Source organism: Pseudomonas sp. KH_021, from assembly GCF_057838865.1.
This window is the reverse complement of record NZ_CM174477.1, coordinates 2,146,995-2,173,115: the sequence shown is the minus strand read 5'-3', so window position 1 is coordinate 2,173,115 and position 26,121 is coordinate 2,146,995. Positions and strand designations below refer to the sequence as shown.

Annotated in this window: 24 protein-coding genes, 1 tRNA gene and 3 pseudogenes; 16 read left to right on the top strand and 12 right to left on the bottom strand. The window is 54.6% G+C overall.

The window, feature by feature from the left end; all coding sequences use genetic code 11:
- The first annotated feature begins 18 nt into the window (after positions 1-18).
- Together AC3IX4_RS10240 and AC3IX4_RS10235 are read left to right on the top strand one after the other, a co-directional pair.
- Positions 19-1,677, top strand: a complete 1,659-nt coding sequence (locus AC3IX4_RS10240) for an FAD-binding oxidoreductase (RefSeq protein ID WP_489260419.1) — start codon at positions 19-21, stop codon at positions 1,675-1,677.
- Positions 1,674-2,024: a c-type cytochrome gene (locus AC3IX4_RS10235; RefSeq protein WP_489260418.1), complete on the top strand. Its 351-nt coding sequence runs from the start codon at positions 1,674-1,676 to the stop codon at positions 2,022-2,024. Before AC3IX4_RS10240 ends, AC3IX4_RS10235 begins: the two co-directional genes overlap by 4 nt.
- A gap of 340 nt (positions 2,025-2,364) precedes the next feature.
- On the opposite strand, the gene AC3IX4_RS10230 is transcribed toward AC3IX4_RS10235, so the two are convergent.
- A complete protein-coding gene (locus tag AC3IX4_RS10230) occupies positions 2,365-2,679 on the bottom strand; it encodes a hypothetical protein (RefSeq protein WP_489260417.1) in 315 nt (104 codons plus the stop codon).
- A gap of 101 nt (positions 2,680-2,780) precedes the next feature.
- Between AC3IX4_RS10230 and AC3IX4_RS10225 the strand changes: the two genes are divergently transcribed.
- The 3 genes from AC3IX4_RS10225 (at position 2,781) to AC3IX4_RS10215 (ending at position 4,973) form a co-directional block, all read left to right on the top strand.
- Positions 2,781-3,848 carry an IS630 family transposase gene (locus tag AC3IX4_RS10225; protein ID WP_489256978.1) on the top strand — a complete coding sequence of 356 codons (1,068 nt, stop codon included), beginning with the start codon at positions 2,781-2,783 and terminating at the stop codon, positions 3,846-3,848.
- A gap of 31 nt (positions 3,849-3,879) precedes the next feature.
- Positions 3,880-4,062, top strand: a complete 183-nt coding sequence (locus AC3IX4_RS10220; protein ID WP_489260416.1) for a hypothetical protein — start codon at positions 3,880-3,882, stop codon at positions 4,060-4,062.
- 101 nt (positions 4,063-4,163) lie between these two features.
- Complete coding sequence (locus AC3IX4_RS10215) at positions 4,164-4,973, top strand: alpha/beta fold hydrolase (RefSeq protein WP_489260415.1); 810 nt, start codon at positions 4,164-4,166, stop codon at positions 4,971-4,973.
- Between the two features lie 165 nt (positions 4,974-5,138).
- Here AC3IX4_RS10215 and AC3IX4_RS10210 read toward each other — a convergent pair whose 3' ends face one another.
- From AC3IX4_RS10210 to AC3IX4_RS10195, 4 genes are all read right to left on the bottom strand, one after another.
- Positions 5,139-7,616, bottom strand: a complete 2,478-nt coding sequence (locus tag AC3IX4_RS10210; protein ID WP_489260414.1) for an efflux RND transporter permease subunit — start codon at positions 7,614-7,616, stop codon at positions 5,139-5,141.
- Between the two features lie 11 nt (positions 7,617-7,627).
- Positions 7,628-8,698, bottom strand: a complete 1,071-nt coding sequence (locus AC3IX4_RS10205; protein WP_489260413.1) for a WD40/YVTN/BNR-like repeat-containing protein — start codon at positions 8,696-8,698, stop codon at positions 7,628-7,630.
- Positions 8,699-8,769: 71 nt separating this feature from the next.
- Positions 8,770-10,119, bottom strand: coding sequence for a DUF1329 domain-containing protein (locus tag AC3IX4_RS10200; RefSeq protein WP_489260412.1), 1,350 nt, complete (start codon positions 10,117-10,119; stop codon positions 8,770-8,772).
- 20 nt (positions 10,120-10,139) lie between these two features.
- Entirely contained in the window at positions 10,140-11,753 is a 1,614-nt protein-coding gene (locus AC3IX4_RS10195; protein ID WP_489260411.1) for a DUF1302 domain-containing protein, read from the bottom strand.
- Positions 11,754-12,207: 454 nt separating this feature from the next.
- On the opposite strand from AC3IX4_RS10195, the gene AC3IX4_RS10190 reads away from it, so the two are divergent.
- On the top strand, positions 12,208-13,029 hold the full coding sequence (locus AC3IX4_RS10190) for an SDR family NAD(P)-dependent oxidoreductase (protein ID WP_489260410.1): 822 nt from the start codon (positions 12,208-12,210) through the stop codon (positions 13,027-13,029).
- A 136-nt stretch (positions 13,030-13,165) separates the two neighbouring features.
- On the opposite strand, the gene AC3IX4_RS10185 is transcribed toward AC3IX4_RS10190, so the two are convergent.
- Positions 13,166-14,113: a helix-turn-helix domain-containing protein gene (locus AC3IX4_RS10185; protein ID WP_489260409.1), complete on the bottom strand. Its 948-nt coding sequence runs from the start codon at positions 14,111-14,113 to the stop codon at positions 13,166-13,168.
- 115 nt (positions 14,114-14,228) lie between these two features.
- Between AC3IX4_RS10185 and AC3IX4_RS10180 the strand changes: the two genes are divergently transcribed.
- Both AC3IX4_RS10180 and fdhA read left to right on the top strand, forming a co-directional pair.
- Positions 14,229-15,269, top strand: a complete 1,041-nt coding sequence (locus AC3IX4_RS10180) for a Rieske 2Fe-2S domain-containing protein (RefSeq protein ID WP_489260408.1) — start codon at positions 14,229-14,231, stop codon at positions 15,267-15,269.
- Positions 15,270-15,512: 243 nt separating this feature from the next.
- Positions 15,513-16,712, top strand: a complete 1,200-nt coding sequence (gene fdhA / locus AC3IX4_RS10175) for a formaldehyde dehydrogenase, glutathione-independent (RefSeq protein ID WP_489260407.1) — start codon at positions 15,513-15,515, stop codon at positions 16,710-16,712.
- A 922-nt stretch (positions 16,713-17,634) separates the two neighbouring features.
- On the opposite strand, the pseudogene AC3IX4_RS10170 reads toward fdhA, so the two are convergent.
- The 3 genes and pseudogenes from AC3IX4_RS10170 to AC3IX4_RS10160 form a co-directional block, all read right to left on the bottom strand.
- A pseudogene (locus AC3IX4_RS10170) lies at positions 17,635-18,074 on the bottom strand (terminase large subunit domain-containing protein); the annotation flags it as partial.
- Positions 18,075-18,618: 544 nt separating this feature from the next.
- A complete protein-coding gene (locus tag AC3IX4_RS10165; protein ID WP_489260406.1) occupies positions 18,619-19,176 on the bottom strand; it encodes a DUF2514 family protein in 558 nt (185 codons plus the stop codon).
- On the bottom strand, positions 19,173-19,793 hold the full coding sequence (locus tag AC3IX4_RS10160; protein WP_489260405.1) for a glycoside hydrolase family 19 protein: 621 nt from the start codon (positions 19,791-19,793) through the stop codon (positions 19,173-19,175). The genes AC3IX4_RS10165 and AC3IX4_RS10160 overlap by 4 nt, the downstream gene beginning before the upstream one ends.
- 679 nt (positions 19,794-20,472) lie before the next feature.
- Here AC3IX4_RS10160 and AC3IX4_RS10155 point away from each other — a divergent pair.
- Genes AC3IX4_RS10155 through AC3IX4_RS10135 form a run of 5 tightly spaced genes read left to right on the top strand, consistent with a single transcriptional unit; the run spans position 20,473 to position 22,614 of the window.
- Positions 20,473-21,045 carry an ERF family protein gene (locus tag AC3IX4_RS10155; RefSeq protein ID WP_489260404.1) on the top strand — a complete coding sequence of 191 codons (573 nt, stop codon included), beginning with the start codon at positions 20,473-20,475 and terminating at the stop codon, positions 21,043-21,045.
- Between the two features lie 3 nt (positions 21,046-21,048).
- Entirely contained in the window at positions 21,049-21,666 is a 618-nt protein-coding gene (locus AC3IX4_RS10150; protein ID WP_489260403.1) for a lambda exonuclease family protein, read from the top strand.
- Positions 21,663-22,043: a hypothetical protein gene (locus AC3IX4_RS10145; protein ID WP_489260402.1), complete on the top strand. Its 381-nt coding sequence runs from the start codon at positions 21,663-21,665 to the stop codon at positions 22,041-22,043. Before AC3IX4_RS10150 ends, AC3IX4_RS10145 begins: the two co-directional genes overlap by 4 nt.
- On the top strand, positions 22,040-22,213 hold the full coding sequence (locus tag AC3IX4_RS10140; protein WP_489260401.1) for a hypothetical protein: 174 nt from the start codon (positions 22,040-22,042) through the stop codon (positions 22,211-22,213). Before AC3IX4_RS10145 ends, AC3IX4_RS10140 begins: the two co-directional genes overlap by 4 nt.
- Positions 22,210-22,614, top strand: a complete 405-nt coding sequence (locus AC3IX4_RS10135; RefSeq protein ID WP_489260400.1) for a hypothetical protein — start codon at positions 22,210-22,212, stop codon at positions 22,612-22,614. Before AC3IX4_RS10140 ends, AC3IX4_RS10135 begins: the two co-directional genes overlap by 4 nt.
- Positions 22,615-22,624: 10 nt before the next feature.
- On the opposite strand, the gene AC3IX4_RS10130 is transcribed toward AC3IX4_RS10135, so the two are convergent.
- Positions 22,625-22,876 (bottom strand): hypothetical protein, encoded by a 252-nt coding sequence (locus AC3IX4_RS10130; RefSeq protein ID WP_489260399.1) that lies wholly within the window; start codon positions 22,874-22,876, stop codon positions 22,625-22,627.
- A 113-nt stretch (positions 22,877-22,989) separates the two neighbouring features.
- Between AC3IX4_RS10130 and yejK the strand changes: the two are divergent.
- Positions 22,990-23,991 (top strand): annotated as a pseudogene (gene yejK / locus AC3IX4_RS10125) (nucleoid-associated protein YejK); the annotation flags it as partial.
- Positions 23,992-24,359: 368 nt separating this feature from the next.
- Here the strand turns inward: yejK and AC3IX4_RS10120 are convergent.
- Positions 24,360-24,677 (bottom strand): hypothetical protein, encoded by a 318-nt coding sequence (locus AC3IX4_RS10120; protein ID WP_489260398.1) that lies wholly within the window; start codon positions 24,675-24,677, stop codon positions 24,360-24,362.
- 85 nt (positions 24,678-24,762) lie between these two features.
- On the opposite strand from AC3IX4_RS10120, the gene AC3IX4_RS10115 reads away from it, so the two are divergent.
- On the top strand, positions 24,763-25,482 hold the full coding sequence (locus tag AC3IX4_RS10115; protein WP_489260397.1) for an HNH endonuclease signature motif containing protein: 720 nt from the start codon (positions 24,763-24,765) through the stop codon (positions 25,480-25,482).
- A gap of 25 nt (positions 25,483-25,507) precedes the next feature.
- A pseudogene (locus AC3IX4_RS10110) lies at positions 25,508-25,900 on the top strand (tyrosine-type recombinase/integrase); the annotation flags it as partial.
- An 82-nt stretch (positions 25,901-25,982) separates the two neighbouring features.
- Here AC3IX4_RS10110 and AC3IX4_RS10105 read toward each other — a convergent pair.
- A tRNA-Pro gene (locus AC3IX4_RS10105) sits at positions 25,983-26,059 on the bottom strand.
- Between the last annotated feature and the right edge of the window lie 62 nt (positions 26,060-26,121).

Sequence of the window (26,121 nt, the reverse complement as noted above, 5' to 3'; positions counted from 1 at the left end):
GATTTACGAGGTATAGATATGCAAACCCCGCCCGGCATCAGCGCCGACGACTTCGCCCAAGCACTCCGTAAATTCAGCCAAGTCGTAGGAGAGGATTGGGTCTTTACCAGCCAAGAAGACCTCCATCTGTATCGCGACGCGTACTCGCCATACTGGGGAGAGCCCGAAGAAGTTCTCGCATCGGCGGCAGTGGCTCCAGCAAGCACTGAAGAAGTTCAGCAACTGATGCGAATCGCCAACCAGTTCAAGATTCCAATGTATCCGATCTCCACGGGTAAAAATCTGGGCTATGGCGGTTCAGCACCCACCTACTCAGGTTCGGTGGTGCTGGATTTGAAACGAATGAACCGGATCTTGGAGGTCAACGAGAAACAGGCCTATTGCGTTGTAGAGCCAGGAGTCAGCTACTTTGACCTGTACCGTTATCTACAGGAAAAAAAGATCAAGCTGTGGATGGATGTCCCCGATCCAGGTTGGGGCAGCATGCTAGGGAACGCCATTGATCGCGGAGCAGGCTATACGGCTGCGCAGTTTCGCAACCATTTCGATGCCCATTGCGGGATGGAAGTGGTACTGGCCAATGGCGAGGTTATGAGGACTGGCATGGGAGCGATGCCTGGCGCAGAGACCTGGCAGCTCTATAAGACCGGGTTTGGTCCTTGGGTAGACGGCATTTTCAGTCAGTCTAACTTTGGCATCGTGACCAAGATGGGCTTTTGGTTAATGCCCGAACCGGAGGCGTTTCTAAAAGGTACTGTGCACCTTTCAAGCTATCGGGACCTCATTCCGTTGGTGGACATCATGACCGAAATGGAGAATCAAAAGATCTTCACCGGCTTCCCTGACATCAATAGTCCGCTGCTCGGGTCCCCGAGCTTGGCGGGCCTGCACGACTTCCTGCTTCACGGACCGGTAGCCCGAGATGCCGAGTACAAAGCGCTAGCGGATCGCGGCGCGAAACCGGAGGAGTACGAAGGTTATGGGAAGAAAAATGGCATTCCATTTTGGAACGGCGCATTTACCTTTTATGGTCCCGAAAAAATAATTCGCGCTCAATGGGAATATGTTCAAGAACGCTTTCGCAAAGCTATTCCTGACGTAACGTTCGAAGAAAGTGAGTATTACGATCTGCCTCTGTCGCCAGAGCAGCAAAAGCAGGTCCAGTATCCCGCCCAGTTTGGTATCCCCAACATGCGCGCGTTTTCGATCGGTGCTCGCTCTCACTGGAATCCAGCGCCACCTTCGGACGGTCATGCGTGGTTCTCACCCATAATTCCCCGGGACGGAGAAGCCATTCTCAAGATCAATGAAGTACTCGGAACAGCCGCACGGAAGCTCGGGGTGCCATTTGCTTTCGCCCTCAATGTCCCCGTCCCCTGCTGGGAGCGCTGCTTTGTCTTCATCATCCCGTTTTGGATCTCCAAAGATCCTGCAAAAAATAAACAGACTCGGGAAGCATTTCGCACATTGATCAAAATTGCGGCGGAGAATGGCTGGGGCGAATACCGTACTGCCACGGCCTTTCAAGGCGACGTCATGGATACCTATTCCTTTAACAACAACATTCTGCTGCGCTTTCATGAAACGTTGAAGGATGCCGTTGACCCTAATGGCATTATCTCCCCCGGACGCTATGGAATTTGGCCGAAGAATCTACGGCCGGGGAAAAAAGCATGAATCTTTCACTCCAAGTCCTCCTGGTAGGCGCGTCTATCAGCTGGGCTATAGCTGCATCAGCTGGAGAAATCCAAGGTAAGCAGGTCTACGACAAGTGGTGCGCTACTTGCCACTCCAGAGGGGAAGTGTATCCCGGGACTACTGCCCTTGATGCCCGATACAAAGGGGCTGTTCCAGCAAGTCTTGAGGATCGCTTAGACCTTTCGCCGGAACTGGTTAAGTACTTTGTACGCAATGGCATTTCCGTAATGCCGTTTTTCCGCAAAACAGAAATTAACGATATTGAACTGGACGCCGTGGCACGTTATCTGTCTGAGCCTGCAAACAAAAAGCAAGTTAGTAATTAAGGGCATTTGAGCCCAAAGACGTTCATCAAGCCGTCCACTTCAGGACTTTAGGGGCGCGGTAGAGTCAACCGATGCAAGGCTGACAACCTACCAAACTCCTCTTTTTTTTCCACAAAAGCATTTTTTTCACTGGCACTGTCCAGAGGCCGCTAAAATCAGGCCACGCCATTGCGGTACAGCTTTACCCACGTCCACCGTGCTCAGATAAGTTCAAGGGTTCTGCATGAAAACCCTACAGCGGAGAATGCAGACCGTATGGCGCGCGTCCTGCACGCCCCTCGGGAGGACCGTCACCGTGATTGCGAAAACGGTATTCCCGCGCCTTGGTCAAGTTTACCTTTCAACTCAATTGAAAGCTGCCGACCCAATCTTGTAGTTCGCCACTCAGTTGCTTAAGGGTGGCACCGCATTGAGCGCTGCCTTTCACATTGGAAGCGGTGCTGTCAGCCAAATCCCGCACCCGCGTTACGCTACGTCCGACTTCCGCTGCCACCGCATGCTGCTGTACTGCAGCAGCGGCGATTTGTTGATTCATTTGTTCAATCAGCGAAACCGCGGTACTGATTTCCCCAAGCGCAGTGCTGGCCTTTCCTGCTGGCTCTACGGTTTGCTGGGTGAGCGTGAGGCTTTCCCGACTCTGGGCGACGGCCTCCATAGCGATGCTCTGCAGGGTTCCGCTAGTGTGCTGTCTGCGAAATAGCTTTTCTAATTTTTCACCTACACTTCAGGTGTCATTTCCCCCTTGGAGAGCTTCAGGTGAGCGCACTGGACATTACGCTTAGCTCCGAAGAAAAGGCCGAACTGAACCGGCGCGTTCGCTCCGCCACCATTCCCCAGCGTGAAGGTCGTAGAGCACGCATTGTGCTGCTTGCAGCACAGGGCGAAACGCGGGAAGAGATTGCACGACTGACTGGGTTTTCTCTCCCGACAGTCACCAACTGGTGCCAACGCTTTCAGTTGCTCCGGCTCGACGGATTGATTGATAAACCAGGTCGTGGACGCAAGTCGTCGCTGCCTGCCGATACTGTCCGCCGCGTCTTGGAGCAGGTCACGAAACCTCGCATTGGCGAGTCGCGATGGAGCTGCAGGAGTATGGCGAGAGCGGTCGGGATTTCTTCGAGTACGGTCCATAAGTTATGGGCTGCCAATGACTTGAAGCCTCATCTGACTCGCACCTTCAAGCTCTCAAACGATCCGCAGTTCGAACAGAAATTCTGGGATGTTATCGGCCTTTACCTGGCCCCGCCGGACAAGGCATTGGTGCTGTGTTGCGACGAAAAAAGCCAGGTGCAGGCCTTGGAACGCACGCAGCCTGGGTTGCCTCTGGGCATCGGCCACATCCAGACGAAATCACATGATTACACCCGCCACGGCACGGTTACATTATTCGCTGCGCTGGATTATCTGCAGGGAAAATTGATCAGCAGCATCGAACGTCAACACCGTCATCAAGAGTGGTTGTCCTTCCTCAAGAAGATCAACAAGCAGACCCCCAAGAATCTCCAGCTTCACCTGATCGTCGATAACTATGCGACGCACAAGCACGCCGCCGTGAAAACCTGGCTGGCGAAGCACCCGCGTTTCCATATGCACTTCACACCGACGTCCAGCTCTTGGATGAACATGGTCGAACGATTTTTCCGAGACATCACGGTGTATCTACGAGACGGTAGCTTTGCCTCGGTGCGCGAGTTGGAATCCTCGATAACAACGTTCATGGCACTAAGAAATGCTCAGCCGACCCGGTACGTTTGGAACGCGAAAGGCGAGGAGATTTTGAGCAAAATCCAACGAGCTCGCGAGGCACTTGAGGTCGTACCATAGGGATAAATTATTTCGAAGACAGCACACTAGCATGATTATTTATCTGTTGCAGATACGTGCTGATCCGGTTTGTTTTTATTTTTCAGGAGCCAGTCACCCGCTCAATCCTGGAATCCTTCAAGCATTATTCGACAACGCCTGCCAGAAGATAGGTGAGCTGCAAGCAGTCGCGTCTCAATACTGGATCAGATGCCTAGGCATCGACTGGACGTGAGCGAAACTTGAAAGCATGGGCAAGATTCACTTGGACAGTAGCTCTTCCTTTTCTCCATCCTTCCCGTCTGCGAAGCGGACTTAGCAACAGGAGCGCAATGCATGAGCAGCTTTCCCGTCGGCGATCGCCGAGTTGACCATGGCACTTACATCCGAAAAGTATTCCAAGTCGATGGCACTCGAACCATCGTCTATCAGAACGGAACGGGCGAACCCTTGGTGTACTTCCATGGCGCCGGAACCTGGCACGGGATAGGTTTTGCCAAAAAATGGGAAGAGCACTTCACGACGTTTCTGCCCCACCACCCGGGCTTCGGTGCGTCAGCAGTCAATCCTCGAATTGGCTCGATGCAAAGTTACGTTGATCATTACGCCAAGCTTTTTGATCTACTGGGCCTGGATCGCGTACGTCTGGTAGGAACATCGCTTGGGGGATACTTAGCTGCCGAATTTGCAGCCCAGCATGGCGCGCGCGTAAGACGATTGGTACTCGCATGTCCGGCTGGATTTGATGTGAAAAAACATCCGCAAACGGACCTGAGTAAGGTTTCGCCAGAACAGATTCCAGATTACCTCATGCACAATGTCAGCAACCTAATACCTTATCTTCCTGAAGGGCCTGATGAAGAATTCAATGCCATGCGCAATAAGGAAGGAAATTCAGCCAGCCGGTTACTGCTCAACGGCAAAATGATAAATCCAGCTATGCCCTCAATCCTGCAGCACATTCAAACGCCAACGCTAGTCATCTGGGGTAATGAAGACAAAATTCTTCCGGTAAGCCAAGCTGAACACTGGCATAAAGCTTTACCCCACTGCGAAGTGAGCATAGTGGAACACGCAGGGCATCTGGTGCTGGACGAATCCGAAACTGCCCGCCATGTTGTTCGTGAATTCCTGCTTCGTGATTAACCAATAGGTGCTCAGCACCGGCGCAATGTCTAGAGCCACTCTCGCACTGGCTCTCGGGCTCGCCAGACCAGTGAGCAGCACAACGCCAGGAACGACGCTCCCAGCAAACCGCAGCATTCAGAACAAACGCCGCACTGAGTGCGGCGTTGATAAATCGAGGCTTGCTTAAACGCCTTTCGCCTCCAACGACGCACGGTTGCCTTTACGACTCAAGGGCTCTTGGAGCTCGTCGATCTCACCTAGATCAACGGCCGCGCTATGACTGTTGCGAGACTGGAGCTGAGGTTTGAGCAGGAAACTGGCCAACGCAGGCAGCAGAATCAGCGCTCCGAACATGTTTACGAGGAACATAAATGCCAACAGCATACCCATATCGGCTTGGAACTTGATTGGGGAGAACACCCAAGTAGCAACGCCAGCCGCCAAGGTCACGCCGGTAAGCATCACCACCCGCCCCACGAACAGCAGCGAACGGTAGTAAGCTTCGCTGAGCGACGCCCCCATGCGCAACCAGGCTAGCATCACACATAGGATATACAGCGCGTAGTCAATCCCAATTCCCACTCCCAATGCCGTAACGGGAAGTGTGGCAACCTTGAGACCGACTCCCACCCAGACCATCAGCGCTTCTGCAAGAATGCTGGTCAATACCAGCGGTACGACTGCAACCACTACCGCTTGCCAAGAGCGAAATGCGACCAGTGCCAGGACAATAACAACGAAATACACACCGGCAAGCATCAAGTAATTGTGGTGTTTAACCACTTGATTTGTCGCCGCCTCAATGCCTGCGTTCCCCGCGGCGAGTAAGAACTTCACATTTTCGGTATCGTTCTCTCTGGCAAAGGCTTCCACAACCTCTACAGTTTGCTGGAGCGTCTCAGCCTTGTGGTCCTTCAGGTAGGCATAGACCGTGAGGAGCTCGCAGCTGGTGTTGAACAACCCGCGAGGAGCTTGACCCATTAGCGAGTTCAATGCGGCCTGGTTGGGTAGAATCTCCGCCCATTTAAAGCTGCCCTCGCTGTAGGCTGAAGTCATCTGCTTGGCCAAATTTGCGAAGGAGTTGGTTGCTTCAACGCCGGGTAACTGCCCTAAAAGGATTTGCAGATCGCGAACCTTGACTACCGTTTCGTAATTAACACATTGGTCAGGGGGAGTTTTGACCATAATTGCCATGACATCACTGCTGGTCGCGTAATGGCCGGTCAAATAGGCATTGTCCAGATTGTATCGAGAATCGGCGCGCAGCTCCGGGGCCCCGGCATCCAGATCACCGACCTGCAATCGCGAAGCAACGACTAGCCCTGCTACCGCTAATATCACTGCGCAGACAATGGCGCTGATAGCCCATCGCCGCTGGGTAAATAGGGTCAACAATCGCCACAAGGAACGACTTCCTTGAGCCGTTTCCAAGGAATTCTGCTCCTGGACAAGAGCACGTTTAGCCGCACGATCGTTAACGCCTGTGTACGTTAGTAGGATGGGAAGCAAGATAAGATTGGTGAAGATGAGAATGGCCACGCCGATACTTGCAGCGATCGCTAACTCGCGGATTGCCTGAATGTTCACCATGAACAGCACAGCAAAGCCGACCGCATCGCAGACCAACGCCGTAAAGCCGGCCATGAACAAGCGCCGAAATGTATTTCGCGCAGCATGGACCCGATGCATGCCTCGGCCAATGTCCTGCATCACACCATTCATTTTTTGCGCACCGTGACTCATCCCAATTGCAAAGATGAGGAACGGAACCAGAATCGAGTATGGGTCCAGTCGAAAGCCAATAAGCGGCAAAATCCCTAACTGCCAAACTACAGCGATAAGGGAGCAGGTCACAACCAACAAGGTACTACGCACACAATGGGTAAACCAAAAAACCATCGCGGCCGCAATGGCTACGGCGATTCCAAAAAATATTAATATCTGGTTCAAACCATCAATTAAATCACCGACAACTTTTGCAAATCCAACGATATGGATACTGACGCCTTTACCTTCGTACTTTGCCCTGATGTTTTCCAGTCGCTTGGAAAGCTCACCATAGTGAAGAGCCTTCTGGGCCTGAGCGTCGTAATCCAACAATGGAACGACGATGGCGCTCGATCGAAAGTCGGCAGCGACCAATTTCCCAATCTCACCCGACCGAAGAATATTGTGCCTCAACTGTTCTAGGCTGGCAGGACTGCCATCGAAAGTGTCTGGCATAACCGGACCACCATCGATACCAACTTCGGTCACCATCAACCACCGGGTGCTGCGAGTCCATAAGGACTGCAGAAAGGGCCGTTCTACACCGGGAATGGTAACGATTTCATCGTTTATTTTCCGCAAGGTCTCTAAGTAATCAGCATCCAGGATGCTATCGCCTTGGGTGGAAACAACCACCCTGAGTGTATTTCCCAGTCCTTGGAGGTCGGCTTCATTGTTAAGATAGTTTTGAATATATGGATGATCATTTGGAATGACCGCCTTGAAGCTTGCATTCAGATCAAGATTACGAGCACTCCACCCGAGGAGGACCGTAACTAACGCGCAGAACAGCACTACAAACAGGCGATTATTAAATAGAGCTCGCTCAAGAATAGTGCCGGCTGCAGGATCAAAATCATCAACCTTGGTCGCCGAGGTGATATCAATTTTCATGTTTTAGAATCTCACGGCACAGTGATGGTTTGGGCCCCGAGAGGACCCACCACGAGCAAACTATTTGCAGAAACAGAAAGAACGTCCGCAGTGGGCGGGCTCCGAGTTGGCAGCAGATTAAAAGTACTTCCACGGTCATGACTGGAGATCATTTGGCCATTTTCCGCCACTAACAGAACGGCGCCATCTGGAAGTACCACCCCCGCTTGGATGGAAGCTTCAACACCGCTATCCACCTTATTCCAAGTCTTTCCGTCATCCTGACTGCGTACTACCTTTCCGCGTAATCCGTAAGCAATAAGGACTTGGTTTCCAAGCGACAATACGCCAAACAGCGTTCCTTCGGCAGGAGTCTCGACCATAAACTCATCGGCCGTGATCTGCCGCTGAACGATGCCTTGCTCGCCAACGAATAACAAACCCTCGACTGTTTTCTCTATCCCGTAGTAATGCAGGCCTATCGGGTTCTTGAGTTGGGTGTCCAACGACATCCAGTGTTTTCCACCATCTACGGTTTGTAACGCATATCCAAAGGCACCCACAATTGTCGCTTTTTGCGTGTCCTCAACCCGGAGGGCAAGAAAAGGCTTATCCGGGCCGTCTTCGATCAACCGCTCAGCTTGACTGGCACTAATACCCGTGGCGATTCCAGACTTCTGCATAGCTGACCCGGAGACGGCGTCATAGATAAGCTGAGCGACTTGAACCCCATCCAATTGGCGACTCCAGGTCTCACCGCCGTCTTCCGTTCGAATTACGACACCTGAATGACCGATTGCCCAACCGACTTTCGTGTCCGCAAATGCAACAGCCGTAAGTAGCACGCTGGTCGGCACCTTGGCTTGGCGCCAATTCTTACCCTGGTCATCTGACAGAACGATACGGCCCGACTCGCCAACAGCTACCAAGCGTGCGCCCGCTTTTGTCACGCCAAGGAGAAACGTTGAGGCTGGTTGGGAGACTTCACGTGCTGGGCGGTCCAACACCGCAGGACGCTCTGCTTCGGCACTCGCACCATATGCAGCCGCAACCAGATACAGTGCGCTCAGCCAATGAACTGCGCGCGCGAACGTGGAAACCATTTTTATAACTCCTTGAGCAAGAGCTCCACTCAGTGCTGTCCGAGCGACCATGGGCCGCCCGGACCAGGGTTTTAACGCAGTGCGTCTTGTACCAAAGCTTCAGCGGAATAAAAGGAACGAGACTTCGGAGTGACTGGCAGGTATTTGGTGTCCAACTCGCCCAACGTATAAGCCTGCTGTTGAAAATCTATTGACATGAACGGTCGCATGACCACGCCAGGCAGGTCATAGTTGACGACCGGGTAATTGATCGCACCACGATAGAGTTTGCCTTGAGCGTCCCAAAGGTCTGCCATCACGATCCCCCAAGTATCCTCATCCATGTAAACTCGACGCTTAGGCACAACGTTCCGAACTCCAACCTTTAGAGTCCCCTCAACCTCCCAAACACGATGTAGCTCCCAGCGAATAACATTTGGATTAAGAACTTTTGGAGTCAGCAGCTCTTCCGGAGCAATAGAAAATAGTTTGTTGGTATTATAAGGAATGTACATTTCCTTCTTTCCGACCAACTTCCATTCATATTGCTCTGGCGAACCGAAGAACCCATATGCTTCATCGAATTGAGTCAAGCCGGACATCAGGAAATTTGGCGTATCAAACTGTACATTGGGTAGTTTTCTGACGCGGCGTTGACCTGGCATATATTGCCATGAGCCTGGTTGGTGGCTTTTAAAGTCTTGCGGCCAAATCCCCACCAGTGCCTCACCAGCACTACGCCCCGGAGCGGTGGTTAGTGATCGATGCCATTGAAAGAACCCATCATAATCTTTTTCACCACCAGGCAAAGCATATCTATAAAAACCGTCCATTTTTAGCGCAGCAGTCAAGGACGAGCGCCCCTTGCCATCGACCATATACATGCCACCCTCCATTTCCACTCCGACTCCTTTCCATGCGAGGAAGTGGTTCCAAAGAACCTCTGAGCCATTCTTCGGTAACGGGAACGGCACGCCGCCGTACGCATTGGTGACGCCAATGCCGTCGCCACTGAGCTGCGCCGTAGTAGCATTTTGTTTAGTGTAGTTATAAAAAGTATCCGGCGCCGAAGCGGTGCGGTGCGTTGGGTAAATATCAAGGCGCCAGTCAGGGTTTTGCTGCAACAGCAACTGCACACTTTGAGATATCCGATCCTTATACTGCTCAGCGTTCTGGCTGGTAACAACCAACGTTGGCTTTTCGTCCGGGAACGGATCACTGTTCATACTACCGGGCTTGTGCCCCGCTGGCATGCCTTTGTAACCACCCGACCACGCAGGAATACTGCCTGCCGCATTCCCCGCCCGCTCTGCACCCATTGGCGTCAGTTCGTTACCCAGTTTAGCCGCCTCAGCAGGAGAAACAGCGGACCAAGCAGGAGCATTAAATAACGCTGTAATGAACGCAGCCGACAGCAACGACTTTATCTTGTAATTGTTCATAAATGAATGCCTAAGTGTAATTAGAAGGAACGACTAACAGAGGCCATCAGGAAATCACGCCCTGAGTAGTAATTCGTTGTCTCACTGCCAAAAAAGTGCGTAGCGCTAAGACCCAACTTCCAGTCTTGTTGGTAAGTACCCACTACGCCGACAGTGAGATCGCCCCCTTCATTGCCACCATAATTGTTGAAGGCAGCCGAAATCGGAGACTTACCTTTAAAGTTGTACCCAAGACCTATCGGTATCTCAACATCCAGGCTTGGCATCACCTGGAAGTACTGTAAAGTTGTGACCCCGCGAATCCCGTATGCCGAATCATCCAAGCTGGTATCGCGTTGTTCCTTGTTTCGCGTCACTTCAAGAAGTTTATGTCCTGCCAGCTCTGCGGCGATACTGACGCCATCCCACGCGGGACCCGCACTTCCAACCCATATAGCAGACACTTGTGCGTGCAGTGTATTGCCCAGTACATCAGGTACTAGAACACCGCCATTTGCTCGAAGCGGAACGCCATCGCGATAGGAGATCTCCCCTCCAAGATTCAGCGAACCGTAAGACATGTTGGCGCTTAATCCATAGAGTTCTATCTTCTCCTTGTAATCGAGGAAATATTCGCCGATCGAACCATTTACCGGGTCAAATCCGCCAGATGGAATGGTATTTACACGGGGAGTTTTGTCATTATAGCGAAGAGCATACACGCCCATATCGAGGTTCAAGTCAACTGGTCGCCACCGCACCGAAACCCCATATTGTCCAGCGTCCGGATTTTTATCAGCGCCGCGATAAAAATACGCACCGGGCCCGGCAATGATTCGTTCCCCACCTTCATCCAAAAGGTCGACCGACGAAAGAAAACTACCTGCAGGAGGAATACGTGTTTTCTCCCATTCAAACTGATAGTACCCCTCAACCACCCAACTATCAGAAAGAAGCACGCTCATCGACAGCTGATTGGTCGGCAGAAAAACTTCCTGCGCTTTGATATTGGGAACGCTCAGTGCTTTGTAGGCATCCACAGGTGCCATGCCGGCGGCGACGCCGTTGTCGGTAAAAAACAGGCTTTCTCCCCATATCAGCGTGTGTTGCCCCAGTCGCATGCTGACCGGTACATCCATTGGCGTAAATTGACCAGACACAAAAGCGTTCATTAACTCGATTTTCTTACCAGCCCATTTTTCAGTCTGGTCGGTAAAATGATCGTTGCTTACCGAATACGGGTTAAACGTCGCCGGCGAGTTGTTATCGTTACTGCGGTTATAGACATTGTCGTACCACGCAGCACCACTCAGACTCAGCCCGAAGTTCTTCCAGCGAGCATTGAATTCGCTCAACCAGTCAAATCGATTCATGATTAATGACCCTTTATCAAAGTTACGATCAGGATCATCTACGTTTGCGTTGGCCAGATTTTTATCATTGGGTTCACCGAGGCGAGAACCCAAGGAGTACTTGAGGGTGTTCGTCCAGTTGACGTCGACTTCACCAACGTCAAATTGCGCCGCGCGAACAGGTGAACTGAGGCTGATCGTTGCTAAAGCCATGCTCAAAATCGCCGCAGCGGGCAGACACGCCGATGGCAAATCTGCCTTTTTTCCAGCAGTGAAACAGGTACGGTTTGTATCAATCGCCATTATTATTATTCTCCGATTATCGGTAAGGCTCACATTTTGAGCAGGCAGGTGAAGCCTGACTTTTGAGTCCTATCCAGCGGCTAGGTGGCTGCTGTGAACTGAACGTACGGAGATGGCACAACCGGGGGCACCTATCCAAAGATAGATCCGCCTTTCTCGAAAACAGCCCGCTCTCACATCAACTGTGTCGAGGCCTCCCGTATCGCCTTTAACTTTCGCCGACCCCTTACTGATATGGACAATGCAGCGAGTTAGAGCGCTTGCGCTCTCCTGCTATCCCTTCCCTGGCCGCAGTAGAGCACGTGGTTGCGTGAGTGCGAGCTGAGTGCAGTACAGACCCGGACCATAGCAAAGCTGTTTGTCTGGGCTATCAACCGCCATCCGATAGGTGCCGCACGACGAGCCGCTCGGTATTAACAAGTCTCCTTCCAATACAACAACAGCGAGATTTGAGATGAGTACAGCCGCACATTTGTTCGACGTATCTGGCCGGGTTTGTGTAGTCACCGGTGGAGCGAGTGGTATCGGACTGGCCTGCGCAGAAGCGCTCGCAGAAAATGGTGCCAAAGTCACTCTGATGGATATCAACACCCAGAGCCTCGACGACACTGTCTCTTCGCTCGCCAGCCGCGGCCTTGAAGTACGTGGCGAATTCGTAGACGTCAGTAACCGAGCGTCCGTCGCAACTGCATTTCAAAACACGGTCAATCATTACGGCAGGCTGGACGTGGTATTTGCGAACGCAGGGATCGATGCGGGTCCTGGTTTTCTTGGACGTGAGGGGCAGCGGGTGTTGGAAGGCACCCTAGAAAACCTCGATCTCCGTAACTGGGAGCGAGTCATAGCCATCAACTTGAATGGCGTGCTGCACTGCCTGCAAGAATCCGCTAAACATATGAAGCCACAGGGTTCTGGCAAGATCGTGGTGACCACCTCGATTGCAAGTTTTCGCAGCGTCGCCTGGGTTGGCACGCCTTATCTCCCAGCGAAGGCCGGTGCATCCCATTTGATGCGTCAGGCCGCACTGGAACTGGCCAAGTACAACATTCAGGTGAATGCTATTGCTCCGGGCGCCTTTGCCACCAACATCGCCGACGGCCATGTCAAAGATCCTGAGATGCGCCGGTTGTTGGAGGCAGGGAACCCACAGCATCGCGTTGCTGACCCGGCAGAGATCAAGGGGATTGCGCTACTCCTCGCCTCTGCGGCGTCTTCCTACATCACCGGCAGCGAAATCGTCATCGACGGTGGCGCCCTACTAGGCCAGGCAGATTAACTAATTCACGGAACTAAGCTCCCCCGCCTGCTCGCAGCGCTAACTTGAAGTTGGCGCTGCCTATTCAGAAATCATGGTTCAACCCACGCCCTTTCAGCCTCCGTACGGGCAAGACCTTCCTGCTCGATCTCAATGACTATGCCTTGCTGTAACGCAAGGGTGGTACCCCAAATCGCCTACGAAAAACCTCACGAAAGGCGCGTTCCGATTGATACCCTGCGGCTTCGGCCACCCGAGCTACCGGATCGCCGGCGCGAAGGCGTTCCGCGGCCACCTGCATCCGAAGATCAATCAAATAATCGATGGGCGACTGACCTACCAGTCGAGTGAAACGGCGACCAAAGGTATGACGGGACATCCCCGCTTCCTTCGCCAGCGACTCGGTGGTCCAGTGCTCGCCCGGGCGCGCATGCATTGAAACCAAAGCCTGGCGGATGCGCCGGTCCGCCAGTCCCTGAAGCCAACCGCTACTGTCCCCTGGAACGGACAGCGCATGAGCGCGGATAAAACTGGTAAAAATCAAGTTTGAAAGATGCGCAGCAGTCGCCACATAACCGGCGCGGTTAGCCGTATCTTCGCTCACGAGAAACTCCAGCAATGAATTCATCCAGGGGAACATGCCGCTGGCACTCCCATGAAGGTGGATCATTGGTGGCAGCGACCGTAGCAGCGGGTTGCTGTCCGCAGCCTGAAGCAAAAAGGCAAGTATCATCAAGCGTCCCACCTTCTCACCCTGCCCTAATTCCAGTCCAGAAATAGGAGCCGCCTGCCGTTCCCCAGCGACCAGCAGCGGTAACCCTCTCGAGTGCCAGTAATCCATCAAATCGATGCAGTCAGCTTCTGGGCTCGAAGCCACCGTATAGGCGGCACCCTGCAATATCAAAACCGAGTCGCCCGACTCAAGGAGAACTGGAGCTTGTCCGGACACCATCAACCAGAGCGGGGCGTCGAGGCAACACAACGCGAAGGCACTAGCAGCTGAAAAGCTAGGCACCCTCAGCCCCCAGGGATCCCCCAGCGCATAGATGCCACCCGAGTTCGCTTCTACCTTAAGGGATAAAAGTACTTCGCCTAGAAGATCCACGCCCACTCCAATGTGATGAATTCAGCCGAAATTCGATAAAATACAGCATGGAAGACTAATCCTCGCATCCATATGCTTGCGACACAAATGCAACAACAAGCCGCCGGAGGAGTTTATGTATTTGCACAACTGCTGGTATGTGGCAGCGTGGGACTATGAGGTCACTGACGGGCTGGTTGCTCGAACCATCATCAATGAGCCAATCGTGCTCTACCGCCTGGAGAATGGAGCCATCGCAGCACTGCAAGACCGCTGCTGCCATCGCTCCGCACCCTTATCCATAGGGAGAAAAGAAGGAGATTACGTGCGCTGCATGTACCACGGTCTGAAATTTGACAGTTCAGGCAAGTGCACCGAGATACCCGGCCAAGATATTGTCCCTGCGCAGGCATGCGTGCGTAGCTTCCCCGTCATTGAACAAGACAGTTGGGTATGGGTATGGCTCGGTGACCCACAGGAGGCAGATCCCGCGCTTATCCCTCCAGCTGTGGGCCATGATCACCCCGATTGGATTTTTAGATCAGGCAGCATCGAGTATCAAGCCAACTACCAGTTAGTTAACGACAACCTGTTGGATTTTTCGCACCTCTATTTTCTCCATCCGGAAAGCTTTGGCATGGGCATAGATTGGGCCCATGTTCGACCGAAAGTCAGTCGAATTAACCGCGGAGTGCGGGTTGAGCGTTGGTTACCTGCACAACCGACGCCGAATCACATCAAAGGGGTCGTAGATTCCGATACGGTGGATATTTTTACCGCTTACGATTTTTTGGCACCGGGCGTGATGGTGATGAACTCGTACAGTTTCCCGCGCGGAACCCTGGAGCAATTCGATGGTGAAAAGCCGCAGGATGTGGCCCCCATTACTCACGACGTGACATGCCAGGCCATCACGCCGACTAATGACGATACCTCCAGATACTTTTTCTCCTGGGCGCCTAATCGCCATGCTCTTGCTGGATGCAGCGAAAAACTTGCCGATGACATGATCGCCATTGCCCGAATGGCCTTCGAGGAGGATCGGATCATGATTGAGGCTCAAGCTCGGGTCCTCCAACACACACCGAATCCAACGCAGGTACCGATCGCTTTCGACAATGCCCTGTCACTGATGCGGTGGGTTCTGGATAAGTTGAAGAAAGAAGAGCAGGCCTAGGTTCAACTGGTCGCAAACTCATAGTAAGCCTGGCGCAGCCACTAAGCATTCCTCACCGTCAACGCCATTTGTCATGCCATGCGCAACTTAACGCGTATTCGCACCGGCATCGAGGAATGCCCCTTCGCGCTGTTGGCTGCTCCTGGAGTTGGATATTTAGCTGCGCGGACCATTAGCGGGTGTTCAGCGCGAACTGATAGCAGCATTAAACCTCGGTACATTCACAACAACGGAGAACAACATATGTCTGGTAATCGCGGTGTGGTTTATCTAGGGGCGGGCAAGGTTGAAGTACAAAAAATCGACTATCCGAAGATGCAAGACCCTCGGGGCCGAAAGATTGAGCACGGCGTCATTCTCAAAGTGATATCGACCAACATTTGCGGCTCCGACCAGCACATGGTGCGCGGTCGTACCACCGCTCAGACCGGCCTGGTACTGGGCCACGAGATCACCGGTGAAGTGATCGAGAAGGGCAGCGACGTCGAGAACCTGAAAATCGGCGACCTGGTGTCCGTACCGTTCAACGTGGCTTGCGGACGCTGCCGTTCTTGCAAGGAACAACACACCGGTGTCTGCCTGACCGTCAACCCGGCACGTGCCGGTGGCGCTTACGGTTACGTCGACATGGGCGACTGGACCGGCGGCCAGGCTGAATACGTCCTGGTGCCCTACGCCGACTTCAACCTGCTGAAGCTTCCGGACCGCGACAAGGCCATGGAGAAAATCCTCGACCTGACTTGCCTCTCCGACATCCTGCCCACCGGTTACCACGGTGCAGTGACTGCCGGCGTAGGTCCAGGCAGCACTGTTTACATCGCCGGCGCCGGTCCCGTCGGCCTGGCCGCTGCCGCGTCCGCTCGCCTGTTGGGCGCTGCCGTCGTGATCATCGGTGACGTCAACACCATCCGCCTAGCCCACGCAAAGGCCCAAGGTTTTGAAATCGTCGATCTGTCCAAAGACGCGCCACTGCACGAACAGATCGCCGCATTGCTGGGCGAACCGGAAGTGGATTGCGCAGTGGACTGCGTGGGCTTCGAAGCCCGCGGCCACGGCCATGACGGCGTCAAACACGAAGCCCCGGCCACTGTGCTCAACTCTCTGATGGGCGTGGTGCGCGTGGCAGGCAAAATCGGCATCCCGGGCCTTTATGTCACCGAAGACCCGGGCGCGGCGGATGCCGCGGCAAAAATAGGCAGCCTAAGCATTCGCTTCGGCCTGGGCTGGGCCAAATCCCACAGCTTCCACACTGGCCAGACTCCGGTGATGAAGTACAACCGCCAACTGATGCAGGCGATCATGTGGGACCGCATCAATATCGCCGAAGTGGTGGGTGTGCAGGTCATCAGCCTGGATCAGGCGCCGGAAGGTTACGGTGAATTTGATGCGGGTGTGCCGAAGAAATTCGTCATCGATCCGCATAAGACCTTCAGTGCAGCCTGATTTTCCAATGCCCCCCAAGCGTGGCGGCTAATTGCCGCTGCGTCTGGTCATCACGGGTTAACTTGCCCGCCTGCATTGCGCCATCCCTTTCTAGTGTTCGCTGACTCCGCCTACGTGGCTCGGCCCTGCAAACACCGCTCGACAACGAACTCTGCGTACTACCGAAAGATAGGACCATTTCGACTTCAGGCATCGCAACCTGTCACTAATTTGTGCCCCCAAGAGACGAAGAAATGAAAACAAAAATAAAATCGATCGCGTTGTTGGCCTGTCTATTCGCTGCAATGGCCGTTTTACTAATCTCACCTACCCCCCGCAATCATGTCACCCAAGCGCCCAGCGCCTGTCAGATAGCGAATGCACCGTGCAATCTGCCGCCAGGCTTTCGAGGATGGCCCTCGACCCCCTAGGAGGCGACCGCAATCTCTTCAAATAACAATTTAGTGTACTGGGAGGTATGCCTCAGGTGAGTTGCGCTACGTCACGCTTGAGAGCATCAAACTAATAGATGATTTTCACTATCGCTCATATACAAGCACTTTCCGAGGTGCGATTTGAAGTCGCAGATCGAGAACTGCTTGTGGCATACGCTCCCACGCATTCGGGTAACCAGAGGCGCACTCTTCAAATCCGATTTGGTAGTGAAGCAGCACGCGAGCTAATTAGTGCGATCCGGGTGCTTGACTCAGCCCCCGATCGACCTTTGGAAACGCTGCTCAGTGAGTGAGGCTCAAGGGATACCCTGCCTGTATGCGACTATGTGGTGACAGCAAAGCCGCTCTACTCTCAGACGTCTACAAGCTCATTTTCGATGGCAAGGAAACCCACGACCATCAAGCTCACACCGAAGCAACGCAACGAACTGGCGCACGCCCAGGCGCTGATCCATGATCACGCCTGCGAGAAATCACCGCACAGTCCGTCGACGATCATACCTGTCGATCGCCAAACGGCCCTGGTGCAGCGCGCTGTGGCTCACGTTCAGTTTGAAATGCTGGGCCGTCGGTTTGCCCTTGTTGAACCGCTCGCCGGTCTACAGCTTGTAGGCTTCATGGGCCATGCTCAACGGCGTCGAAATGTAGGTCTTGCGCCAGTCCTTGTGCAGCGCCATGCACGAGGCGACCTTTTTCAGCTCCTCAAACTTGTGGATCCAAAATAATTCATCGAAATACAAATTGCCCGAGCGTCCCTGTACCGTGCGGTAGTTGGTACCGAGGAGGTGCATCTCGGCGCCCTTAGCCCGGATGATCGGTTCGCCGGTTAACTCGACACCGCAAACCTCGGGGGTAGAGCCCTAATGTAGACCTTGAAGATGTACGTCCTATTTTTAGAGGCTGAAAGGAAAATCTGGTAGCGGCCGGTTTGTCGACGACTCATGCTCTGATGATCGAATACAACACAGCCATTGGTCGAAGCATCTTGAAAGTCAACTTGCGGCTTGAACGGGCTGCGCGGATGGGTCGCAAGCTGCGCCTCGGGCGAAGAAGTCACTGGGCGGGACAGCCTACTGCCTCGTCGAATCTATCTTGAACGCGCACCGCCTCGACAACATTTTGCTTGGTAACTTCCGAAAGGAAGAGAAACATCGAACAGTATTGGGGCGAAGGCAGCGCTAGAAAGGGCTGAAAGCAGAGTTCACAATATCTGCGTGCCGCGGCTAGCAAGGCGACAATGTGTTTACCCCCTTGTTTACCCCTGAGCCAGAAAAGAAAAAGCCCAACCGGTGAAGATTGGGCTAAGTCATTGAAAAATATGGTCGGGACGGAGTGATTCGAACACTCGACCCCTTGCACCCCATGCATGCGAAGCCAACGTAGCAGCATGATAACAAAGGCTTTTCTCCTTGGCGCTCGCTGCAACGATGCCCAACGAAGCCCAACATACCTGAACAAAGTCACTTCGAAAGTCACTGGCCATAGCCAGCCCACTTCCGGCGTCCTACCGAACGAACACCCCCTAATTTTTTGAGGCTGTCATAGGCCTGCTCACAGGTCATTCCCCTGCCCCGGCTTTGATCAGCATCTGCCGCCAGGTCTCCCGCTCTTTCATCAGCGCGCTTGAACACGTCGGCAAGCACCATGACGGCGCGGGCAGCTGCCTGGCTTGCGGTGGCAGTGCAGGAATGGCCGCGGGCTTGGGCTGCGAGACGGGCGGCAAGGGCGTCGGCTTCGTCGCGCACGCTGTCAGCGCGATAGCGAGCGAGAGCAGCATCAGCAACCGCCTGATCAATAAGATTCTGTCCATCCTGAATCGCCTTGTTGATTGATTGCTGGTAGGCCTGCTCTTTATTGCGTTCAGCAGCCTCAGCCAGTTGCTCGACCTGGCGGTCGTCGGCATCACGCTTACTCCAGCGGGATTGCCATTTGGCATCGGCCACGCTCAAACCATGGCGGTAGCTGCTATATAAAGCAGCGAATGCCAGAGCCAAGGCGACAGCAATGCCTGCCGTTCGCCCCCAGCTCACGCCAGCACCTTCAGCGCAAGGTCATACAGCGCCTTGCGCTCAGTGGCACCGTGCGGCATTCGCCCTAATTTTCCGGTGTTGACCAGGCTGCCGATGTCCTGGAAGCGTCCTGCGTCGGCCAAGTCGTTCAGCTTATTGGTCGACCAATACCAGGCTGCAGATAGCGCGGCCTGCTCCGGCTGCTCGAGCAACTCCGGTTCCTCTTCCAGTGGCAGGCCCAAAGCCGCGCCGGCCGTGCGGTAATTGCTGCGCCCGGTCAGCTGGATCAGGCCGCGGCCCCGGTACCGCCAGCCATCGCCGGCCTGGGTGTTTCCGAGTCGCGAGCCATACACCACGGCGGCGATCCGTTCCGGCTTGTGTGCGTACTGCTCGGCCAAACTGGCATCGAACCGTGCAGGCCAGGTCTTCATCAGGGCATCAGCGCTGTAGTTCAGGTTTTCCACCAGATAGCGCAGCTGGCCTGACTCGTGTCCGACCTGGGCAATGAAGACTGCCTGACGAACACGACTGACGATCTTGAAACGCGCCATCGCTCGGTTGAGCGCAGGAACAAAAACGCCCGCAACTGGGCGGGCGTTTGGGAGGATCAGCAGCAACTGCTGCTCTGTAATTACCATTTTATCTCCAGACACCAACAAGCCGTCAATGCGCCGACGTTTAATAACTTCACAAATAACTGGGAAGCGTCTTACACAAAAAGAAGGACGCGAGACTACAGACAAACGGACTAAATCAACTTTAATTAATGACCATCGCCTCACACACTTACCGAATAACACTGCAGAGCACACGGAGCCTAACCAATGAACTATTCATTGACATTTCCAGAAAACTAAAATCATCAAAAACACACGTTCAGAATGGTTCAGGAAGCCTTGAGCTTCTACGTAGAAATTTCCCGCTCCACGCCAGGAAGGCCCGCCACTGCTAGGCTCGCCAATGATCAAAAAGCCAAAGGCACATGGATTTTTCTTTCTTCGGGAATGTGCGCGAAAATCATAAAGGAGGACCTAGAATCAGTATTTGAGTGGTCGAACGCTGATGGTTTAAAAATACGTCCTCGCCTGAAAGATCGATACTGCGAGGCACAGTGAGTCAAATCAAAGCCAAACTATTAAATCCGCTATCAATATTTAATAACGTACAACAAAGCCACATTCCTTGGTCGCGATTCATCTCCGGCAGCTAAAACAGTAACGGTATGCGAGTGATCGGAAGCAGCGACAATAGTAACTCCATGAAGGTGGTCAGCTGCCGCGGCAAGCCAAACAGGCGAAGCAAGCCTTCGATGCGGCCATGGCCAACATGCAGGAAGAGCTACCCGTGGTGCGCGAGCGCGGCGCCATCCGCGACAAATACAAGATCGTCCAATCCACCTACGCGCTGTGGGAGGACATCAACGAGGAATTGAAGCCGGTGCTGGCCAAGCATGGCTTCGCCCTGTCGTTCCGCATCCCGCGAACTGATCGCGGTGTCGAGATCGAAGGCGTACTGAGCCATCGCGACGGCCACCGCGAAACAACGTCCATCCTGCTCCCCGCTGACGCTACTGGCAGCAAGAACGCCGTCCAGGCCGTGGCCAGTTCTGTCAGCTACGGCAAGCGCTATACCGCTGGCGCCCTGCTCAACTTCACTACCACCGGTGAGGACGATGATGGCCAAGGAGCGAACCAAGTGCCTGAAGCACCCGTCGAGCCAGTCATCACGCCGGGCCAGACAGCGCAGCTCGAAGCATTACTGAAGAAGTGCAGCCAGGTGCTGATCGACAACTTCGTCGCCAAGTACGGATGCGCAGCCAACGTCTACAAGTCCGAGTTCGACACCGTACTCGCCCGCCTCACGAAATCGGCCAGCAGGCCGCAGGAGTAAGCTATGCAGATCATCACCAACATCGAGCAAGGCACGCCGGAATGGCTGGCCTTGCGTCTGGGCATCGTCACCTGCTCCGAGCTGGAGTGCCTGCTAGTCAACGGCAAGGGCGAGGCCGGCTTCGGCGCTGGCGCATTCACCTACATGAACACGCTGATCGGCGAGCGCATCACCGGCGAGTTGGCCGACACCTTCACCGGTAACCGCCACACCGAGCGCGGGCATGAATTGGAAGGCGTAGCGCGCGGTCTGTACCAGGACCGTGAAGACGTCCAAGCCAACCAGGTAGGGATCATCCTGAACCACGGGATCGGCTATTCGCCTGACTCACTTATCGGGGACAAGGGTTTGACCGAAATCAAAACCAAGCTGCCGAAGCTGCAGGTCGAAGTGATCCTCAGCGACGTGGTACCGAAAGAACACGTCGCACAGTGCCAGGGAGGCTTGTGGGTGTCGGAGCGCGACTGGATCGACTTTGTTTGTTACTGGCCGGGTATGCCGCTGTTCATCAAGCGCGTTTACCGCGACGAGGTTTTGATCCGAAAGCTCGCCGAGCGGGTCAAAACCTTCTACGAAATCCTCGATGAGCGCATGAATAAAGTTCTGGGGATCGCAGCATGAGCGAATATCCGGTCGAGACCTACCCACAGCGGCAAGCAAAACTGGAGGCAGCGAAAGCTGCCTTCTTCAATTCTGGTAGGGAGATCATGGTGCTGGCATCTGCCGCCTACATGCCGCTGCCATCGCGCCACGAGCCAGTACCTTCGCCGCAAAAGTTCAGGGACGCAGCCTGCAAGAGGCCCTATAGCGATCCTGGCCACGACGCCAAGATGTGCGAGCAAATCAAGGCGCTTCAGGCCCTGGGCCTCAATCGCCACCAGGTAGCGCGCCAGCTTCAAATAAGCGGCGACCGCCTGATGCGGCTGATCCAGGCCTATAAGATCGACTTCCCGAAGGCGAAGACTGGGAAAAAGTGTGTCGCCAAGGCTGAACCATGAGCATGCACACTCGGGCTTCAACCGACCCCATCGGCGTCATCAAGTACGCCGAGATGATGGTTCGATGCAGCAAGCAGGCTTGGGCAATCTACAGCGAGCCTGGAAACAGGCTGGTGGCATACCCCTACCGTGGCAAGCAGTACGGCCTCATCGACGTCTGCCACCCATGAAACTCAAACGAATGGCCCTGCAGCGCCACCAGCGCCGGGCACAAACTCACTTGCCGCCTAGCGGTTTGGCGGCGAGCCAACAGGAACGGTCAGCGAAGGCTGCGAGAAAGCGAAAGGCCAGGGGCGAAGAAGAGCTTCGGCACAGAGTACGCCCGGGCGAGAAGGCCTGGCTGCTGGAGCTGATGGAGTGGGTCGAGGACACCGAGCAGGCATCGGTGATGGCCGACTGCCTAGGCTATGTCCACTCGCTCGGCCGTGAAGGCGCACGGGAAGCGCTTAGAAAGCGCCACGAAATCGAACTAAGCGAAAACGTGGCGCGCCGATTCAACGACGAGAGCATTAGGTCGATCCTGGGCAATCCTGATCAAGACGAAGACGATCAGATCATCGCGCCAGCCTGAGTTTCAGCATTCACTCTTCTTTGTCGAAGATGTTCGGACCTAGATCAATGCTAAATCCATCACCAAGCCCTGCCGCTTGCCGAACGTTGAGCGGGGTGGATTCCTCAAAGACGGCAATGTAACCGTACAGTAGGCCGTCATCACTTTTGTTCGTTTCGATTGTCACGTAATTCTCGACATCTTCAATCGAGATCCCTAAGGCCTCCGCCACGTCGGCGTTGGAGCGTTGCTCCATTTGATCTTCAAGCTGTCGATTGCTCACAACGACTCTCCTATCGGCCCCATGCCGTTCACCCGTAATACCCCATTCAAAACCAAATTGCCACAATGCCGCATCCAGTCATGGAGGGCGGCGCCTGCAATGGAGTTTCACAAATGCCAATCCGCCACATCATCGTGCACCAGATCGACAAGAAGCCCGACGGCAGCCCGGCCGTTCTGTTTGCCCGCACCGCAGAGCTGGATCCGTCAGAGGCGAATGAAGAGCTGCTGTCCGAGCTGAACGACAGCTACAACGCCAAGGCCAACAAGGCCTGGGGCTTCTTCCATGCTGAGTCCGGCGCCCACCCCTTGAGCGGTTGGCTCAGCAAGTACCTCGCCGGCTCGACCGACTTCACGGCATTCAGCCGGGAGGCCGTCGAGCACCTGCGGATGCTGCTGGAAGAATCGAACCTGTCGGTCGGCGGCCACGCCCTCTTCGCCCACTACCAGCAGGGCCTGACCGAGTACCTGACGATCGCACTGCTCCAGCAACGAGAGTCGGTGTCGGTCACTTCAGACCTTGAGGTCGTCCGCACCAAAGCGCTGGCCCTCGACAGCCTGGCCTTCGCGGCGCGCATCAACTTGACCGAGTGGCAGAACAACCCGAAGTCGCGGCAATACATCTCGCTCATCAATCCGAAGAATGGCCGCAAGGCGACTGAGTATTTCCGGGACTTCATCAGCTGCCAGGAGGGTATCGACGGGCCGGGCGAAACGCGAACTCTGCTCAAGGCCTTCAGCGACTTCGTTGAGGGCGAGGATCTGCCGGAGGAAAGTGCTCGCGTGAAGACGCTTACCCTGGTCGATTACGCCGCCAGCCAGATCAAGATCGGAGCGCCGGTGAGCCTGGAGGAACTCAGCAAGCTGATCGACGAAGACCGCCCTCGCGCCTTCTACGAGCACATCCGCAACAAAGACTACGGCCTCTCGCCGGAGATCCCCGCGGACAAGCGCACCATCAACCAATTCCGGCGCTTCACCGGCCGCGCCGAGGGCCTGTCGATCAGCTTCGAGTCGCACCTGCTGGGCTCGAAAGTCGAGTTCGACCAAGCCGGCAGCCTGCTGACCATTCGCGGCCTGCCCACCCAGTTGGTCGACCAGCTCAAGCGCGCCGGCGCGCGACCGGCAGATCCACGAAGCCCTGATGTTCAAGCATGTGAGGGAAGTGGCCGAGGAGTACGGATGTACTCCCAGTGCAATTCGCGCAGCAGCCAAGCGCATTGCGGGCCTCACCACCTACGACCTGAAGCTTCTGGGGGGTAGCCCGATGGCTATCGGCAAGTTCGCTGCCGACTCGTTCCGAAAGGCTGCGCTCGGCGCGTACCGGAACTACCCATGCACGTTTCGCAGACTTGAGCTGCCCTGCTGGAAGATCACTGATGGCGAAAGCTCCATCGATGTGATGGAGCTGCGCAGGATTGATGTTGGACAGGAGCAATTGTAGTTGCGCTATCGACTACTGCGCCGAACTCCCGCAGATACGATCACGACCCCACGTGCGAAAGCTCTTCGTCAATGATTCGCTCTGCATTCTTCGCAGCGGTTGTCGCAAACTCGTAACAGACCCAGTAGTCCTGCTCTGTTACGGATGTAGATCCCTGCAAGTTCTCCAGGCAGCGCGTTAATGCATGCTTTATCAAGCCATCATTTAGAGCATTGCGGGCTGCCGCTTCACCTTCAACCGCTCGAATGGCAGCTTCGATTTCTTCGATCTGCTCAATCTTTGCCGCCAGCGCGACCTTGGCGAACTCATCTCGCTCGATGATTTTGTTCCAAGAGTGATCAACTATCAGCGTTTTCATTAGTAGCTCCCTGTCTTCAGGACTCATGCCGAGTCATCAACCAATAGCCCACTTCGACGAATCACGCCACCCCAGCGAGGCCACTATGACCCCAATAGCTCAACAAGCGCTGGACAGCGTGTGGGCGCGCCTCAGTAGCGTGCCGACGCGAAAGACCAAAGACCGCAAACTTTGGACGCCAGAGGAAGAGCAGCGACTGAACAAGCTCTACCCGGACACGCCGATGCCTGAGCTGCTCAAGGTGTTCGAGCGGCCGTATTGGGCGATCTACAACAAGGCCTACGCGCTCGGCCTGAAACGAAGCGAGGAGTATCTCGCCAGCGAACACGCGTGCCGGCTCAGACGCGACAACAATCCCGGGATCGGCTCTCGATTCCAGAAAGGCCAAGAGCCCTGGAACAAAGGCACCAACTTCGTATCCGGTGGCAGATCGGCCGAGACCAGGTTCAGCCCTGGAGCGATGCCCCATAACCATGTGCCAGTTGGCAGTGAGCGCGTCACCGCCGATGGCATCAGGCAGCGCAAAACGCACGACGACGGGCCAGCGCATCGCCGGTGGAAGTCAGTGCACATGATCTTGTGGGAAGAAGCCCACGGCCCTGTCCCCGCCGGCCACATCGTGGTCTTCCGCGATCGAAACACTGCCCACATTGAAATCGACAACCTCGAGCTCGTCACCCGGGCCGAGAACATGCGGCGCAACACCATCCACCGCTACCCGCCGGAATTGAAAGACACCATTCGCCAGCTCGGGAAGCTGAAAAAGGCTATCAGGGAGGTAACCAATGAAAAACAAGATGACTGATCTGCGGAATCACTTGTTCGCAACGCTGGCCAAGTCAATCATTGATGGCCAGCGCGGGGTAAGTCGGGAATGGGTATTCCCCTACAACGGCACCGCAATGCATCGGATGAACGACTCGGCCTGGAAGAAAGCACGGGGGCGCGCAGCAAAGCTCTGGCAGGAGCAGCATTTTCGGGCGGCACACCCGGGGTTTGCGTCCATACGCATCCACGATCTAAAGCATTCATTCGGCAGGCGATTAAAAGCAGCTGGCGTATCAGAGGAGGACCGCAAGTCGTTATTGGGACACAAAAACGGAAGCGTGACCAGTCACTACTCTGGGGCGGAACTCGGTCAGTTGATTGAGGCAGCAAACAAGGTATCGGCCACTGATTCACGCGGGCCGGTGCTGACCATCTTGAAGAGGAGGATCGGATGAGGAAAAAGGCCAAGTCACTCGAAAAGTCACTGAGCCCAGAAACAACAAAGCCACCCGAAGGTGGCTAAGTCATTGAATATAATGGTCGGGACGGAGTGATTCGAACACTCGACCCCTTGCACCCCATGCAAGTGCGCTACCGGGCTGCGCTACGCCCCGACTGGGCTTGAAGCATGTTCCCAAGTTGCTGAGAACGATGAAGAATTTACCTTAAGCTTTTG